The organism is Streptomyces sp. NPDC052114, assembly GCF_040680155.1.
Lineage (GTDB): Bacteria > Actinomycetota > Actinomycetes > Streptomycetales > Streptomycetaceae > Streptomyces.
Genome location: NZ_JBFAWC010000009.1, coordinates 1 through 16,031 on the forward strand (window position 1 = coordinate 1; position 16,031 = coordinate 16,031).

Genomic DNA, 16,031 nt, shown 5'->3' on the forward strand with positions numbered 1-16,031 from the left:
GGCTCCTGCAGACCGTGGTGGCCGTCGCCGCCGAGAAGAACTCCACCCTCGTCCTGCCCTTCCCCGTGGAGCTCCTGCGCTTCCTGGAACGGGCGTCAGAGCGTCAGGGTGTAGCGGGTCCCCGGGCGCCCGTCGAGCACGATGTCGCCGCGGGGCACGAAGCCGGTGCGGGTGAGCACGGCGTGTGAGCCGGGGTTGTCGAGCGTCGTCGCGGCCCGCAGCCGGGTCAGTCCGTACGCGGTGACGGCGAGGTCGCACACCTGGCGGACCGCGCGCGTGGCGAGGCCCCGCCCCGCGGCCTTCTCCGCGATGCGGTAGCCGAGTTCGGCGCCGCCGTCCGCGACGTCCACGAGGTTCATCCGCCCGACGATCTCGCCCCCGTCGTCCACCAGCACGTGGAAGTGGCAGACGCCCTCGTCCTGTTCGGCGAGGAGAGCGGCGTGCCGTGCGTCGAAGTCACGGAAGTACGCGTCGCCCCGGTCGGGGACCGACGCGGCGAAGTACGCGCGGTTGGCCTCCTCGAAGGCGAGCAGCGCGGGCGCGTGGTCGGCGTGCAGGAGCTGGAGTTCGGGTTCGGGTTCGGGTTCGGGTTCGGTCAAGGAGTCGGGCATGCGGGCACCCTACGAGGGCGCGGCCGACCGCGCGCGATCATTTTCGGGTCGGCCTCGCTCCCCCCTGGGCCGCATGTGGTTACGGCGCCTCGCTCACCGTCCCCGTGACCACCGGCCCCGGCCGCGGCACCGAGGCGCTGTCGAGGACGGAGAGTCGGACCTTCAAGGACTTCTCCGGCTGCTGCGCCGCGCCCTTGAGGGTGGGCACCCGCACGTCGACGCTCCTCTCCCCGGCGGGCACGGTCACCCGCAGCCCCTCGCTCCGCGTCACCTCGGACAGCGGCCGTTCGGGGCGGGGCTCCGCGTGGAACCCGCTGTCCAGCCAGCGCGGGTCCACGTCCAGGGTGGACAGTTCCGCGCCGCCGCCCACCGGCAGGAAGGCGAGGTCGGCGTGCAGGTCCACGTCGACGGGCTCGGACAGCGTCATCCGCCAGGTCAGCGGCTCGCCCCAGGCGACCCGCCCGGCGACGGGTTCGAGGGTCACGTCGGGCATCGGGTCGTCGTCCTGGACCGTCACGCCACCTCGGAAGGAGCCGACCACCGCGCCGTGCACCGGCTTGGCCAGCAGGTGATGCTCGATGTCGTAGCCGAAGCGGGTGTCCCCGCGGACCTCCACCGGCACGTCGACGTCACCGCCGGGCCGCACCGTCACCGTGCGGTGCGTCGCCTCGTCCGTGCCGGGCTTCTGCACGAACAGCCGGACCGTGCCGCTGCCCTGGCCCGAGACGCGCACCGGCACGCGGTAGGTGCGCACGCCGGAGTCGCCCTCCTCGACCGTCAGGCGCCCGATGTCGACGCGCGGCAGCGCGGCGGGCCTCACCTCGGGGGTGCCGGGGCGCCAACCCCAGGCGTCCATCAGCCACGCCTTGCCCGAGCGGGTGCGCGGCGTCAGCTCCACGGTGCTCACCCGCCCGAGGTCCAGCCGCTGCCGGGCCGCCGCCGACAGCGGCACCCGGACCTCTTGCGCCCAGAAGGAGGCCGTCCTGTCGCTGCCCGGCAGTCCGTCGACACGGACCCGCCCGAGTGCGGCCCGGTGGCCCGCGGTGTCGACGAGGGAGACGTCCAGCTCGGTGCCTGTGGTGTTCGGGGGCACGAACACGCGCAGCGCCAGGTCCTCCGCGCCGGCCAGGGAGAACGGGCGCGCCGGGCTCATCCGTACCGGGTCGCCCGGCCGCGACCAGTCCATGGCGACGGCCTGGCGGCCGGTCTCCGGCGAGACCCACCACCGGGAGAAGTGCGGTGACCCCGATGTCCACGGCGTGGTGGTCGGCAGACAGGCGCGGGCGTCGCCGGGACGCTCCTGCGCGCACAGCCGCCCGCCCTCGACCCGGGTCGAGCCGTCCGGCACCAGAGCCGCCGTGCGGTGGGCGCCCACGGCGCTGGTCAGCACCTGCGCGAGGCCCGCCGAAGGAGCACGGCGGCGCGAGCCGTCCAGGAGCGGGCGCGCCCGGTCGTCGCCCGCGACGAACAGCCGGGCCGCCGTCGCCAGGTACGTCGCCCCCGCGGCCTGCTGCTGCTCCACGGTCAGCCGGGTGCGGGTTCCCTTCGAACAGACCGGGTCCGACGGGGGCGAGAAGTCGTCCTCCGCGGGCGCCGTGGCCTGTCCCGGAGTCCACTCGCTGTTGAAGAAGTTGTGGTTGGCGCCGACCATGTACACCGCGCTGTGCAGGGCGGCGCCGCGGCTGACGCCGCGCGTTCCGTCCACGTAGTACTGCCCCGCCAGGTCGGACACGTCGCCGTCGCATCCCGGCAGGATCGTCACGGAGGGCACGTCGGCGACCGGGTTCCGTCCGAAGGAGGTGGGGCCTATGTGCACAGTGCCGCGGATCCTCCAGCGCACCGCGCCGTGGTACCCGTCCACGTCGGACGGCGGCGGGTAGAGGCTGTCGAGCGCGGCCTGGTTGATGCCCTCGCCGCCCCGGGAGTGTCCGACGAGGAGGACCCGGGAGAGATCAGCGGGCGCGACGGCGCGCACCGCCGCCGGGGCGGCGGACCGCTTCCGCGCCCAGTCCGCCCACCTGCCCAGGTGCAGCCGCACCAGCGACGAGCGGGCCTGCTCGCCCACGGCGTCCCCGACGAACTCGTCCTGGCCGTTGATGCCGTTGGCGGAGACGGACACCGTGACGTATCCCTGGGAGGCCAGCAGCTGCTGGGCGTACCGGAAGCCCTCGTGGCTGGGCAGCGGCTTCTTGCCGGGCCCGCAGGGCCAGCTCGTGTCCCTCGGGGGGCCGCCGTAGCAGGTGGAGTGACGGCCGTGCAGGAAGAGCGCCACCGGCCGCTTGCCCGGCGCGTCGGCGGGGCCGACCACTTGGGCCCGCATCTCCACGGGTTCCGCGAAGCCGGGCAGGCGTACCGACGGGAGCGTGTAGGCACCGGTGACGGTGCGGTAGGGGCCCGGTTCCCCGGGGTCGACCTCGTTCGCGGGAGGCGGCGTCGCGGGGCGTGCGGGCACGGCGGGCCGCGGCCTTCGTGCCTCCTCCCGGACGCCGGCCTCGTCGAGCCTGCGCCCCGCGGCCAGGACCTTCAGCTCCTTCGCCGGGCCGACGCGGGCACCGCGCAACGGCAGGCGGAAGGAACGCCGGTCCTGCGTGGCCACGGGCGCCCCGAGCAGTCTGTCCCCGGAGTGGAACTCGATCCGGGCGTCGCCCACCGGGACCGGCTCGCGCGAGGTCCAGACGAGTTCCTGTCCGACGCCCTCGCCGTGCAGCCGCCAGCCCTTCGGCAGCCCGGCGTCGTCGCTGCCGGACGGCGGGGGCGGTGACTGCGCCAGCGACGGCGGTGACTGCGACAGCGGCGCCGGGGCGGACGGGGGCGTCCGCGGCCTGCGCCGCGCCCGGCAGCAGGGCGGCGAACGTGACCAACGCCAACACCACAGCTGTCGCACGGGGAACTCGTCTCACGGTGGCCCTCCTCGTGATCGCTCACATCAGGGCACGCATGCGAACTCAGGTACCCCTCCTGCCACTTCGACGACGAACACGGTTGACCCGGTGTTCCCCCGGGCCGGGCGCGGGTGGCGAGAAACGGCTGTCGGGCGCTGCCGAAGGCTCAGGCCTCTCGCGGCGCGGTCGCCGCCGCCGCCCGGCGCAGCGCCTTGCGGCAGGCCACGATCGCGGGGTGCGTGCTGCGGCCCGCGCGTACCGCCGTGCACAGGCGCCGGGAGCGCCACCCCCTTGGCAGCGGGCCGAGTTCCAGGGTGGGTCCGCGGTCGTTCCACACCAGGTCGGGCAGGAAGGCGACCGCGTGGCCGAGCTCGACCAGGCGCAGATGGAGCAGGAGGTCGGTCGACTCGAAACGTACGTCGGGTTCGAAGCCGGCGGAGCGGCACAGCGCCGTCGCCCACCGCCGGGCCGCGCTGCCGACCGGTTCCATGACCCAGGGGTGGTCGGCGTACGCGCGCAGCGCCTCCTGCGGGTCCGTCCCCCGCGGATCGACCCGGCCTGCGACGGCGGGCGCGGCCAGGCGCAGGGGGTCGTCGCAGAGGACCTCCTGCTGGAGTTCCGCGGGGCGCGGTTCGGGGTCTCCGGGGTACTCCTCCGCGATGACCAGGTCGAAGTCGCGGGCCAGCAGGGCGGGCAGCGCGGTCTCGGCCTCGGCCTGGGTGACGTGGACGCGCAGCGCGGGGTGCGCCTCGCGCAGCAGCGTCAGCGCGGTCGGGACCAGGGCGAGGTTCGCCGTCTGGAACGAGGCGATGCGCAGGGTGCCGGTGAGGCCGGAGAGCGAGGTGGCGATGTCCGCCTCGGCGCGCTCCAGCCGTGCGAGGACGGCTTCGGTGTGCGCGACGAGGATCTCGGCCTGCGGGGTCAGGCGCACCCGCCGCCCGACCGGCTCCAGAAGGGGTACGCCCACCTCCGTCTCCAGTTGCGAGAGCTGCTGGGAGACGGTGGAGGGGCTGTACGACAGGGCCGCGGCGACGGCGGCGAGGGTGCCGCGGTGCTTCAGCTCGCGCAGGAGCCGCAGGCGGTGCAGGTCGAACATCCTCGCCCTTCCGGTCCGTCACCGATTCATCGGCTTCTCTGATCATTATGGGTCGGAAACATGTGCTGGACCGAAGGGAGGCCGGGGCCGCAGGCTGGTCCCGTGATGGATCAAGAGACCGCCTCCGCGCCCGCGTCCGCCCCTTCCGACCCCGCGTCCGCCCTTTCCGAACCCGCCTCCGCCCCGTGCGAGCCCGCGTCCGCTCCCTCCGGCGCCTGGTACGCGCGACCCGCCGCTCGCGCGTGGACCTGCGCCCCTCCCCCGCCGGACGCCTGGCACTTCCACACCTCACTGGCCGGATACGCCCCCACGAAGCTGCACGAACTTCCCGCGCTGGCGCGGGAGTTCGGGGTGTCCCGGGTCTTCGTCAAGGACGAGTCGACGCGGTTCGGCCTGCCGGCGTTCAAGGCGCTGGGCGCGTCCTGGGCGATCGACCGGATCGTGGCACGCCACACGGACGGCTCCTCGGCGGCCTCCGCCGGGACGCCCCTGCGCCTGGTCACCGCCACCGACGGCAACCACGGCCGGGCCGTGGCACGGCTGGCGCGGCGCTTCGGCCGGCGCGCGCTCGTCTTCGTCCCCGACGGCGTGCATCCTTCGGCGGTGGCCGCGATCGAGGGCGAGGGCGCCGAGGTCACGGCGGTGCCGGGGTCGTACGACGCGGCGGTGCGCCGCGCGGCGCAGGCGGCGCAGGCACCGGGATCGGTGCTGGTCCAGGACATGGCGTGGGAGGGGTACGAGGAGATCCCGGCGCTGATCGTCGAGGGGTACGAGACCCTGTTCGCCGAGGTCGACGCCCAACTGGGCGCTGCGGGCGCGCCCTCGCCCGCGCTGGTCGCGGTCCCGGTCGGGGTCGGCTCGCTCGCCCAGGCCGCCGTCACGCACTACCGCGGCCGTGCCGCGTCGGGCCCCGCCTCCGCCTCCGCTTCCGGTGACGCCCCCTCCGCCGTGCTGTCCGTGGAGCCGGTGACGGCCGCCGGCGTGCTGGCCAGCCTTCGCGCGGGCGCGCTCACCACCGTGCCGACCGGCGTCACGACCATGGCCGGACTCAACTGCGGGACGCCGTCCGCGCTCGCCTGGCCCGTGCTGCGGGACGGCCTGGACGCGGCGGTCGCCGTCACCGACGCCGACACCGCGAGAGCCGCCCGCGACCTCGCGGAGCTGGGCGTCTCGTCCGGCCCGTGCGGTGCCGCCTCGCTGGCCGGAGTGCGGGCCGCCCTCACCGGCGGGGATGCCGCCGGGCGCCGTGCCGCGCTGGGCGTCGGGCCCGCCTCGACGCTCGTCCTCGTCAGCACCGAGGGGGCGGACGCGAACCCCCAAGCGTGAAGGCGGCCCGTGCCGCCGTGCGGCGCCGCGACACTCTCCCCGTATCGCCGTCGAACGCCCGTCACACACCGATCATTTCCGGTCGATACAGATCGTCGAAGAAAGAACCAATTTCCCGTCATTGCAGGTCAGAGCTTGGTTCTTGCTTATACCAATAAGATCTGTCCACATGCTGGACACTCGACGCAAGGTCACCCCACCACCCCTGAGCTGCCCGAACGACCGTGCGTGCACCGCTCACCGGAGCGACACATCCGGAAATCGACCATCCGTATGGCATTCACTCTCCGCACCGGCGAGACTCCTCACCGCAGTCACCACCACACCGAGTGAAGGAGAGAACACCATGCGTCGCACCCTCAAGGCCGTGGGCGCGGCCGCCACGTCGGCTGCCTGCGTCCTCGTCGCGACATCGGGCACCGCGCAGGCCGAGACCCCGAAGCCCCGGAGCCTCTACGCGCCCTCCGCCCTGGTGCTCACGGTCGGCCAGGGCGAGGACGCCACCACCGCCGCCGTGGAGCGCGCCGTGACGCTGACCTGCGCCCCGCGTCCGGCCGGCAGCCACCCCGCGGCGGCGGCCGCGTGCGCCGAACTGAAGGGTGTGGACGCCCGGTTCACCGAGCTGGTGGGCGCCACGTCCGACATCGCGTGTACGAAGGAGTGGCGGCCGGTCACGGTGACCGTGGCGGGCGTCTGGAACGGCAGACACGTCGGGTGGTCCACCACCTTCTCCAACCACTGCACGATGAAGGCCGGTCTCGGGGAGGGTGCCGCACTCACCTTCTGACGGGATCACACCCTGAACCACACTCAGGGGAGTTCCGGTGGCCTTTCGTGGGGGAAGGACGCCGGGACGCGGGTCGGCCCCCGGTGTCGGGCGACACCGGGGGCCGTAGTGTCTTCTCGTACCACTTCTCACAGCCCCAGCCGACGTCGCGAGGAGTACACGGTGACCCAGTACGAGGGACTGCCCGGCGGGATCGGAGTGTCGAGGCTGAGCGTGTACGACTGGCCGGCCGCCGACGGGCTGCGCGGGGGAACTCCCCATCTGCACCTGACCTGTTCGGAGGGGTACGCCGTGACCGGCGGACGCGGCGCCGTGCAGACGCTCACCACGTCGGGGTTCCGGCAGACGCCCCTCGCCCCGGGCGCCCTGGTCTGGTTCACGCCCGGCACCATCCACCGCCTGGTCAACGAGGGCAGCCTGACGATCAATGTCCTCATGCAGAACTGCGGACTTCCCGAGGCCGGCGACGCCGTGCTGACCCTGCCGCCCCGGCTGCTCGCCGACCCCGACGCCTACCGCGCCGCCGTCGCGCTGCCCGCCGACGGGACCGAGGCGGAGCTCACGGAGGCGGCCCGGCGCCGCCGCGACCTGGCCGTGGAGGGGTTCACCGCGCTCCGCGCGGCGGCCGATGCCGGGGACCCGGAGCCGCTGGCCGCCTTCCACCGGGCCGCGCTCGCCCTGGTCCGTCCGTCGGCCGCGCGGTGGCGGGAGCGCTGGCGGGCCGGTGCGGCCGTCGCGGCGGAGGCGACCGCCGCCCAGCTCGACCGGATCGAACGCGGCGACGCCGACTACCTCGCCGCCGCGCGGGTCCGCTCCGAACAGCCCGCCGCCCGGGGCAGGTTCGGGATGTGCGGGCGGCTCGACGTCTACGACGTGGCCTGACCCACCGGCCGGACCGACCGCTCCCGCACCTGGTCGTCGAGGCGCTGGAGGACCCGGGCGCGCAGCAGTTCGTACTCCTCGCGGCAGCGGCGGATCTCCGGCGGCCGCACCACGACCGTGCCTTCGGTGACGAATTCCTCGGGCCCGAACTGCTCGCGCGTCAGGTCGATCTCCAGGCCCTCGCCCAGGCGGTTCCACCAGTGGTAGTCCGCGTGCGCCCCGTCGACGAGCACCTCGCCGCGCAGGAGGTCACCGCCCAGCAGGTCGTGCAGGACCAGGGCGGTGACGCCGCACTGGCCGCGCGCGGGGTTGTCCGGCGGCCACACGTCCGTGGAGTCGGGCGGGTAGGTGTCCGCGCCCCAACTGGCCCGCAGGGCCGCCTCGATGTCGCTCAGGAGCAGTGGTGTCATGCCGGCCACTGTCGCAGCCGCCACTGACAATCATGCGTCGTCGCCGCTCGGGCCCGCTTCGGCGGCCCGTACGACCCCGTCCGTCACGGCCCTGCCCACGGCCTCCTCGTCGTACCCCGCGTCCGCGAGCACCTCCCGCGTGTCCGCCCCCGCGCCCCGCACCTCGGGCCGCACCCGGGCCGGGGTGCGCGACAGGGCCACGGGCGAGGCGAGTCCTCGGTACCCGTCGGCCTCGACGACCAGGCCGCGGTGGCGCACCTGGGGTGCGGTCAGCGCCTCGGCGACGTCGTGCACCGGGGAAGCGGGGACGCCCCGGTCCGTCAGGAGCGCGGCCACCTCCGCGCGGGGGCGCGCGGCGATGGCCTTCTCCAGGACGGCCCGCAGCTCCTGCCGGTGGCGCACACGGTCGGGATTGGTGCGAAAGCGCGGGTCGTCCGCGAGCTCCGGCACACCGAGGACGTCGGTGAGCGCGCCGAACTGCCGGTCGTTGCCCACCGCGACGAAGAGGGGACCGTCGGCGGCGGCGAAGGAGTCGTAGGGCGCGATGGAGGGGTGCGCGGAGCCGGTGCGGCGCGGCACGGAGCCGTCCGCGAGCCAGGACGCCGAGTGCGGGTGGAGCAGACTGACGGCGGTGTCCAGGAGGGTGCAGTCGACGAGCTGGCCGAGGCCGGAACGGTGGCGTTCGTGCAGGGCGAGCAGGATGCCGGAGAAGGCGAGGATGCCGGTGACCTGGTCGACGACGGGCACGCCGACGCGCAGCGGCGCTCCGTCCGGTTCGCCGTTGACGCTCATCAGGCCGCCGTACGCCTGGAGCACCGCGTCGTAGCCGGGCTGCCCGCCGAGCGGTCCGTCCGTGCCGAATCCGGTGATGCGGCAGTGGATCAGGGCGGGGAAACGGCGGCGCAGTGCGTCGTCGGGAAAGCCCCACGTGGCGAGGGTGCCCGCCTTGAAGTTCTCGACGAGCACGTCGGTGTCGCGCAGCAGCGTGTCGAGGATGTCCCGCCCCTGGGGCACGGAGAGGTCGACGACGATGTTCTTCTTGGCGCGGTTGAGGTTCCGGTAGTACGCGGAGGTGCCCGGCGCGACGAACGGCGGGCCCCAGCCGCGGGTCTCGTCCCCCGCGGGCGGTTCCGCCTTGATGACGTCGGCGCCGTGGTCGGCGAGCATCTGGGCGCAGTACGGGCCCGCGAGGACCCGGGAGAGGTCCAGCACCCTGAGTCCGGCGAGGGCACCGCTGGACGTGCTCGGCCCGGTGTTCGGTGTCGTCATCAGAAGGACCTCGGCAGACCCGGAACGTGAAAGATCATGTCCTCCAAAACGTATGCCCTCCCGGCGGCTCCGGGCCACGGCTCTTCGGCCATGAACCGGCCCCTGATCCCGGACAGTTGCCGATCCCGCCGGGGAGAGCCGAGGCGGAGACAGGCACCACCTGCGCGCACGAGCCCCGCACCCGGAACCCCGCCCGGAGGTGGTGCGGCGGGGCAGCGGCACAATGCCTCCATGATCCCCACCGAGTTCCGCACCGACCGGCTCGACCTGCTGCCGCTGCGCGTCGAGCACGCCGACGAGATGGCCCTGGTCCTCGGCGATCCGGCGCTGCACACGTTCATCGGCGGCGCCCCCGACGACGTCGAGGCCCTGCGCGCCCGCTACCGGCGGATGCTCGCGGGCTCCCCCGACCCCGCCGTCTCCTGGTGCAACTGGGTGCTGCGCCTGCGCGGGCGGGACGGGCGCGGGCCGCTGGTCGGGACGGTGCAGGCGACGGTCGCCCGGGGCGGCCCCGCGGAGATCGCCTGGGTGGTCGGGACGCCCTGGCAGGGGCGCGGCCTCGCCTCGGAGGCGGCCCGTGGCCTGGTGGACTGGCTGACGCGGCAGGGTGTGCGGACGTTCGTGGCGCACGTCCACCCCGACCACGGGGCGTCCGCGGCCGTGGCGCGGGCCGCCGGTCTCGCCGCCACCGATGTGGTCCAGGACGGCGAGATCCGCTGGGAGTCGGCCGCGCGGGCCTGAGGTCAGCGCGGCCGGTCGCCTGCGACGGCGACCCGCTCCGCCACCCTGCGGTGCGGGGCGTAGTCGTCGACCGCGTAGTGCTGCGTGGCGCGGTTGTCCCAGAAGGCGACGTCGCCCGCCTGCCAGTGGAAGCGCACCTGGTACTCCGGCACGTGCGCCTGGCGCACGAGGTGGCCGAGCAGCCGGTCGCTCTCCGCGCGCTCCATCCCGACGATGTGCGTCGTGAAGGAGGTGTTGACGAAGAGCATCCGCCGCCCGGTCTCCGGGTGCGTGCGCACCACGGGGTGGGTGACGGGCGGGAAGCGGTCCTGGAGGGGGGTGAGCCGCTCCGGGCCGTAGAAGCGGGCGAAGCCGGGGAGGAAGTCGTGCACGGCCCGCGCACCGTCGACGCGGGCCTTGACGTCGTCGGAGAGGTTGTCGTAAGCGGCGGCCATGTCCGCCCACAGGGTGTCGCCGCCGAACGGCGGCACCTCGCGCAGCTGGAGCACCGCGCCCAGCGCGGGGCGTTCGCGGAAGGTGACGTCCGCGTGCCAGACGTTCTCGTACGTGGGCTCGGCGTCGCCGCCCTTCGCGAAGCGCGCGACGTCGTCGGCGGAGCCGCGCGCGAGCAGCGGATTGGTCTCCAGCTCACCCCAGTTGAGGGCGAAGGCACGCTGCTGCTGCGCGGTGATGCCGGCGCCGCGGAAGAACAGCACCTTCCACTCCAGGAGGGCGCGGTTGAGCTCCTCGCGCAGGGCGGGCGTCAGGGGCCGGGCGAGGTCGACGCCGCGGATCTCGGCGCCGATGATCCGTCCCTGGGGGACGACGTCGAAGAGTTCGTAGGGCCGCTCCTGCCACCCTGCGGGCAGGCGGCGCAGGGTGCGGCGGCCTTCGTACATGCCGTCGGCGGGGACACGGGCTTCACGCAGGGACACGGTGGTCATGGGGATCTGATCCTTCGGACGCCGAAACGAACGGGAGAGCTGCACGGAGGTGGTGCTGCGTGCGGCTAGCGGCCCGATCGCTCGCACCCGCGCCGCCAGGGGACGTCGAACGTCCGACACGCGGCGGTGAGGTGCTGGATCATGGTCGACATTGTGGGGCGCTGGTCCGTCCGGGTCAACAGCCGACCGGGAGACCCCCGTCGGTTCAGCCGTTCCCGCGCGGCTTGCGCAGCACTCCCCCGTACTCGTAGATCCCCCTGTTGGACCGGGTGGCGCCGAGGTACGGCAGGAGGTCGGGGGCGACCGGCGCGAGCGGCGGCTGGTCGGCGTCGGGGCGCCAGTCGACGAGGTTCACCAGGCCGGGTTCCAACGGCTCCAGACCGGCGAGGAGCGCGTCGACCTCGGCGGGGGTTCGGGTCTGCCAGGGGACGCCGCCCGCCGCGATGTGCGCGGTCATCGCGGCCCCCCGCTCCGGATCGTCGGCGACCACCTGCGAGAAGCCGAGGACGCTGCCCGGGGCCGCGCGGTCGATGACGGTCCGCAGGATCCGGGAGGGCCCGTCCGCGTCGGTCAGATGGTGCCCCACGGAGAGGAAGAGCACGGCGACCGGCTCGTCGAAGTCGATGAGGCGTGCCACGTCGGGGTGGCCGAGGACCGCCTCCTGGTCGCGCATGTCCGCGTGGATGACCGTCGTGGAGGAGTCGTCGGCGAGCAGCGCGCGGCCGTGCGCCAGGACGATCGGGTCGATGTCGACGTACACGACGCGGACGTCGGGGGCGAAGCGCCGGGCGACCTGGTGGACGTTGTCGTCGGTGGGCAGTCCGCAGCCCATGTCGACGAACTGGCGGATGCCCTCCTCACGGGTCAGATGGCGCACCGCCCGGAAGAGGAACTCGCGGTTCTGCCGGGCGATGTCGACGCACTCCGGGAACGACGGCAGGGTGGAGAGCAGGAAGTTCCGGTCCACCTCGTAGTTGTCCTTGCCGCCCAGCATCCAGCCGTAGGCGCGCGCCGAGGTAGGGATGTCGTAGGGAACGGAAGGAAGAGAGGAAGAGGCCGGAATGGACGCCGTCCCGGGCCGGTTGTCACTCACCACAGTGCGCTCTCCACCTCTCCCACGGGGTTCACCGGACGCGTTCCTGGCCGTGACACTATCCGGAGATCCACGTTCGGGTGAACCGATCACGGGATCTCCAACAGACCGTGCCGGAAGGGCGGTTGAGGGGAAAGCCGGGCCCCTTCCCGCGCGCGGCGCGCCCCCGCGACTGTGGCGTGGCCCACCCGCTCGCCGTACCGGCCCTCGCATGGCGCATGATCGTGGCAGAGAGCCATCCGCACGGACGGATCCGTACCACCCAGAGAGGACCTCCCCATGGAAGACCGCTTCGACGTCGTCGTACTCGGAGCAGGACCCGGCGGCTACGTGGCCGCCATCCGCGCCGCCCAGCTGGGCAAGCGGGTCGCGGTCGTCGAGGAGAAGTACTGGGGCGGTGTCTGCCTCAACGTCGGCTGCATCCCGACGAAGGCGCTGCTGCGCAACGCCGAGCTCGCCCACCTCTTCACGCACGAGCAGAAGACGTACGGCATCAAGGTCGACGGCCAGGTCTCCTTCGACTACGGCGAGGCGTACAGCCGCAGCCGCACGGTCGCGGACGGCCGGGTCAAGGGCGTCCACTTCCTGATGAAGAAGAACGGCATCACCGAGTTCGACGGCCGGGGCACCTTCCTGGACGCGAACACGCTGCAGGTGGCCAAGTCCGACGGCACGACCGCCACGATCGGCTTCGACAACTGCATCATCGCCACCGGTGCCACGCCCCGGCTGCTGCCCGGCACGAGCCGCAGCGAGCGCGTCGTGACGTACGAGGAGCAGATCCTCGCCGACTCGCTGCCCGGCTCCATCGTGATCGCGGGCGCGGGCGCGATCGGCATCGAGTTCGCGTACGTCCTGCACAACTACGGCGTGAAGGTGACGATCGTCGAGTTCCTCGACCGCGTCGCGCCGCTGGAGGACGCGGACGTCTCCAAGGAGCTGGCCAAGCAGTACCGCAAGCTCGGCATCGACGTGCTGACCTCGACGCGCGTCGAGTCGATCGACGAGTCGGGCGAGCAGGTCCAGGTCACCGTCACCGGCAAGGACGGCAAGCAGCAGGTCCTGGAGACGGACAAGGTCCTCCAGGCCATCGGTTTCGCGCCGAACGTCACCGGCTACGGCCTGGAGGCGACCGGCGTCCGGCTCACCGAGCGCGGTGCGATCGACGTCGACGGCCGCTGCCGCACGAACGTCCCGCACATCTACGCCATCGGCGACGTCACCGCCAAGCTGATGCTGGCGCACACCGCCGAGTCCATGGGCGTCGTGGCCGCCGAGACCCTCTCGGACGCCGAGACGATGGAACTCGACTACCCGATGATCCCGCGCGCCACCTACTCGCAGCCGCAGATCGCGAGCTTCGGCTGGACGGAGGCGCAGGCCAAGGAGAAGGGCTTCGACGTCAAGGTCGCGAAGTTCCCCTTCCAGGCCAACGGCAAGGCGCACGGCCTCGGCGACACCGTCGGCTTCGTCAAGATCATCAGTGACGCGCAGTACGGCGAGATCATCGGCGCGCACCTGATCGGCCCGGACGTGACCGAGCTGCTCCCCGAGCTCACCCTGGCCCAGCAGTGGGACCTCACCGTCCACGAGGTCGCGCGCAACGTCCACGCGCACCCGACGCTGGGCGAGGCCGTCAAGGAAGCGGTGCACGGCCTGGCCGGGCACATGATCAACTTCTGACGGCACCCGGCGGCCCCGCCACGGCACGAATGACCGGAACCGGTCCGTTCAGGTGGCGGGGCCGCCCGCTCCGGCCGATCCTGGGCGGAACACGACTGTGATGCCTCGGGGGCGAGGAGAGGCAGTAGCCGATGTTCTCTGGCCTTGGCCGATTCGTGGTCCGCCGCCCCTGGTGGATCATCCTGGCGTGGGTGGTGGTGGCCGGCGCGGTGATCTCGCTGGCGCCGAAGCTCACCTCCAGCAGCGACGAGGCGAGTTTCCTTCCCGACCACTACGAGTCCATTCGCGCCGCCGACGTGCAGGAGAAGGAGTTCCCCAAGCAGCAGAACATCGGCGCGATCATCGTCTTCCAGCGCTCGGACGGCGAGAAGCTGACGGCCGCGGACTCCGCCGATGTCGCCCGCATCTCCAAGGACCTGCAGGCGCAGAGGATCCCCGAGGTGCAGGCCGTCGTGCCGGGCGAGGTCTCGCCCAACAAGCTGGTGCAGACGTCCGTCGTCGCCATGCCGAAGATGACCAACCCCGAGGACACCTCGCAGCAGGACGCGGTCAAGCAGCTGCGCGACGACCTGGGTCCCGAGCTGAAGGGCACCGAACTTTCGGCGGGGATCACCGGCTCCGCCGCCCAGGCGCTCGACGAGAGCGACGCGTCCCAGCGGGCCGGCATCCTCGTCGGGGTCGGCACGATCGTGATCATCATCGTGCTGCTGCTCGTGATCTTCCGCAGCCCCATCATCGCGCTGCTGCCGGTGGTCCTGATCGGCCTGATCTCGCCGATGGCGACCGGCCTGATCGCCTCCGCGAACAAGGCCTTCGACATGAAGGCGGACTCCTCGATCCAGGAGCTGCTCACCGTCGTCCTGTTCGGCGTCGGCACGGACTACATCCTGTTCCTGCTCTTCCGCTACCGAGAGGCGCTCCGGGCGGGCGAGGACTCCAAGAGCGCCATGGTCCACGCCATCGAGCGGGTCGGCGAGGCCATCACCTCGGCGGCCGGCGCCGTCATCGTCGCGTTCGCCGCGCTCACGCTCTCCTCGCTCGGCATGCTGCGCTCCATGGGCCCGGCACTGGCCATCGCGGTGTTCGTCACCCTGCTGGCCGGCCTCACCCTCGTCCCCGCGGTGGTCTCGCTGCTCGGCACCAAGGTGTTCTGGCCCTCGAAGTCCTGGCAGCGCGAACCGCACGGCACCGGCTACGCGCGCCTGGGCGCGTCCATCGCCCGCAGGCCCGCCGTGTGGACGGTGGTCTCCGCGCTGTTCATGGGCGCCCTCGCGCTCGGCGCGCTCGGCTACAAGGCCAACTTCGACCTCGCCGGTTCCTCTCTGCCCAAGGACAAGGAGTCCATGGTCGCCATGGACAACCTCCAGAAGGGCTTCCCCGCGGGCACCACCGATCCGACCTCCGTCTATCTCACCTCGACGTCGGACGAACCGGTGACGCAGGCCCAGGCCGCGGCCTTCCGCGGCAGGCTGGCCGACGTCCAGGGCGTGGGCGAGGTGGCGCAGCCGCGCCTGAGCCCGGACCGCACCACCGCCTCGTACTCCGTGATCCTCGCGGACCCACCGGCCTCCGAGAAGGCGCTGGCGACCGTCAAGGACCAGCTGCGCCCGGCCGCGCACGAGGACGCGCCGGCGGGTACAGAGGCGCTCGTCGGCGGCACCACCGCGGTGTACGTCGACATCAACAAGGCGGTGGACCGCGACTACTCGGTGGTCTTCCCGGTGGCGGCCCTGGCCATCATGGTGATCCTCGGCCTGCTGCTGCGCAGCCTGGTGGCGCCCTGGTACCTGATGCTGTCCGTCGCCCTCGGCTTCGGCGCGACGCTCGGCGCGACCTCGCTGATCTTCCAGCAGATCGGCAGCCAGCCCGGCCTCATGTTCATGCTGCCCGTGATCATGTACTTGTTCGTGGTCGCGCTCGGCACGGACTACAACATCCTCATGGTGTCGCGGCTGCGTGAGGAGGCCCGCGAGGGCCGCAGCCCGCACGACGCGGCGGGCACGGCGGTGCGTCACTCCGGGCCGACGATCGGCTCCGCGGGCGTGATCCTCGCGGGTACGTTCGCGACGCTGATGCTCGCGGGCAACTCGACGCTCTCCCAGATGGGCTTCTCGCTCTCCTTCGGCATCGCCATCGCCGCCTTCGTCATGGCGATGATCTTCACGCCCTCGCTGACGGCCCTCATCGGGCACGCGGCCTGGTGGCCGGGGCACGGTGACGAGAAGCGGAACGGGAAGAACGGCACGGCGCCGCCGGACGCGGACGCGGAACCGGTCGGGGACGCGACGCGTACGGGGTAGGCGGGAGCGGTGGTGCGGCGGGCGGGGC

The 16,031-nt window shown here is 72.9% G+C and carries 13 protein-coding genes and 1 pseudogene; 7 read left to right on the top strand and 7 right to left on the bottom strand.

What is annotated here, in order from left to right:
- A pseudogene (locus AB0L89_RS20420) lies at positions 1–98 on the top strand (slipin family protein); the annotation flags it as partial.
- Here the strand turns inward: AB0L89_RS20420 and AB0L89_RS20425 are convergent.
- From AB0L89_RS20425 to AB0L89_RS20435, 3 genes are all read right to left on the bottom strand, one after another.
- On the bottom strand, positions 96–611 hold the full coding sequence (locus tag AB0L89_RS20425; RefSeq protein WP_365142720.1) for a GNAT family N-acetyltransferase: 516 nt from the start codon (positions 609–611) through the stop codon (positions 96–98). The pseudogene AB0L89_RS20420 and the gene AB0L89_RS20425 sit on opposite strands and share 3 nt — an antisense overlap.
- A gap of 79 nt (positions 612–690) precedes the next feature.
- On the bottom strand, positions 691–3,495 hold the full coding sequence (locus AB0L89_RS20430; RefSeq protein ID WP_365142722.1) for a hypothetical protein: 2,805 nt from the start codon (positions 3,493–3,495) through the stop codon (positions 691–693).
- 164 nt (positions 3,496–3,659) lie between these two features.
- A complete protein-coding gene (locus AB0L89_RS20435) occupies positions 3,660–4,589 on the bottom strand; it encodes a LysR family transcriptional regulator (protein WP_365142724.1) in 930 nt (309 codons plus the stop codon).
- 105 nt (positions 4,590–4,694) lie between these two features.
- On the opposite strand from AB0L89_RS20435, the gene AB0L89_RS20440 reads away from it, so the two are divergent.
- The 3 genes from AB0L89_RS20440 to AB0L89_RS20450 all read left to right on the top strand — a co-directional run bounded on the left by AB0L89_RS20440 (position 4,695) and on the right by AB0L89_RS20450 (position 7,584).
- Positions 4,695–5,915, top strand: coding sequence for a diaminopropionate ammonia-lyase (locus AB0L89_RS20440; protein WP_365143374.1), 1,221 nt, complete (start codon positions 4,695–4,697; stop codon positions 5,913–5,915).
- Between the two features lie 346 nt (positions 5,916–6,261).
- Entirely contained in the window at positions 6,262–6,702 is a 441-nt protein-coding gene (locus AB0L89_RS20445) for an SSI family serine proteinase inhibitor (protein ID WP_365142726.1), read from the top strand.
- A 162-nt stretch (positions 6,703–6,864) separates the two neighbouring features.
- Positions 6,865–7,584, top strand: a complete 720-nt coding sequence (locus AB0L89_RS20450; protein WP_365142728.1) for a cupin — start codon at positions 6,865–6,867, stop codon at positions 7,582–7,584.
- Here the strand turns inward: AB0L89_RS20450 and AB0L89_RS20455 are convergent.
- Both AB0L89_RS20455 and AB0L89_RS20460 read right to left on the bottom strand, forming a co-directional pair.
- Entirely contained in the window at positions 7,569–7,994 is a 426-nt protein-coding gene (locus AB0L89_RS20455; RefSeq protein WP_365142730.1) for a hypothetical protein, read from the bottom strand. The two genes, AB0L89_RS20450 and AB0L89_RS20455, sit on opposite strands and share 16 nt — an antisense overlap.
- Positions 7,995–8,024: 30 nt before the next feature.
- Entirely contained in the window at positions 8,025–9,263 is a 1,239-nt protein-coding gene (locus tag AB0L89_RS20460) for a CoA transferase (RefSeq protein ID WP_365142732.1), read from the bottom strand.
- 231 nt (positions 9,264–9,494) lie between these two features.
- Here AB0L89_RS20460 and AB0L89_RS20465 point away from each other — a divergent pair, with 231 nt between their 5' ends.
- Positions 9,495–10,004, top strand: coding sequence for a GNAT family N-acetyltransferase (locus AB0L89_RS20465; RefSeq protein WP_365142734.1), 510 nt, complete (start codon positions 9,495–9,497; stop codon positions 10,002–10,004).
- Positions 10,005–10,006: 2 nt separating this feature from the next.
- On the opposite strand, the gene AB0L89_RS20470 is transcribed toward AB0L89_RS20465, so the two are convergent.
- On the bottom strand, positions 10,007–10,927 hold the full coding sequence (locus AB0L89_RS20470) for a TauD/TfdA family dioxygenase (protein ID WP_365142736.1): 921 nt from the start codon (positions 10,925–10,927) through the stop codon (positions 10,007–10,009).
- Between the two features lie 205 nt (positions 10,928–11,132).
- Entirely contained in the window at positions 11,133–12,020 is an 888-nt protein-coding gene (locus AB0L89_RS20475) for an SAM-dependent methyltransferase (RefSeq protein ID WP_365142737.1), read from the bottom strand.
- Positions 12,021–12,299: 279 nt separating this feature from the next.
- Between AB0L89_RS20475 and lpdA the strand changes: the two genes are divergently transcribed.
- Positions 12,300–13,703 (top strand): dihydrolipoyl dehydrogenase, encoded by a 1,404-nt coding sequence (gene lpdA, locus AB0L89_RS20480; RefSeq protein ID WP_365142739.1) that lies wholly within the window; start codon positions 12,300–12,302, stop codon positions 13,701–13,703.
- A gap of 131 nt (positions 13,704–13,834) precedes the next feature.
- Positions 13,835–16,003, top strand: a complete 2,169-nt coding sequence (locus AB0L89_RS20485) for an MMPL family transporter (protein ID WP_365142741.1) — start codon at positions 13,835–13,837, stop codon at positions 16,001–16,003.
- Positions 16,004–16,031 lie beyond the last annotated feature (28 nt).

Bases quoted from the DNA above. Each gene is read 5' to 3' on its own strand.
- AB0L89_RS20425 (WP_365142720.1), bottom strand. From the start codon at position 611: ATGCCCGACTCCTTGACCGAACCCGAACCCGAACCCGAACCCGAACTC.
- AB0L89_RS20435 (WP_365142724.1), bottom strand. From the start codon at position 4,589: ATGTTCGACCTGCACCGCCTGCGGCTCCTGCGCGAGCTGAAGCACCGC.
- AB0L89_RS20440 (WP_365143374.1), top strand. From the start codon at position 4,695: ATGGATCAAGAGACCGCCTCCGCGCCCGCGTCCGCCCCTTCCGACCCC.
- AB0L89_RS20445 (WP_365142726.1), top strand. From the start codon at position 6,262: ATGCGTCGCACCCTCAAGGCCGTGGGCGCGGCCGCCACGTCGGCTGCC.
- AB0L89_RS20455 (WP_365142730.1), bottom strand. From the start codon at position 7,994: ATGACACCACTGCTCCTGAGCGACATCGAGGCGGCCCTGCGGGCCAGT.
- AB0L89_RS20460 (WP_365142732.1), bottom strand. From the start codon at position 9,263: ATGACGACACCGAACACCGGGCCGAGCACGTCCAGCGGTGCCCTCGCC.
- AB0L89_RS20465 (WP_365142734.1), top strand. From the start codon at position 9,495: ATGATCCCCACCGAGTTCCGCACCGACCGGCTCGACCTGCTGCCGCTG.
- AB0L89_RS20470 (WP_365142736.1), bottom strand. From the start codon at position 10,927: ATGACCACCGTGTCCCTGCGTGAAGCCCGTGTCCCCGCCGACGGCATG.
- lpdA (WP_365142739.1), top strand. From the start codon at position 12,300: ATGGAAGACCGCTTCGACGTCGTCGTACTCGGAGCAGGACCCGGCGGC.
- AB0L89_RS20485 (WP_365142741.1), top strand. From the start codon at position 13,835: ATGTTCTCTGGCCTTGGCCGATTCGTGGTCCGCCGCCCCTGGTGGATC.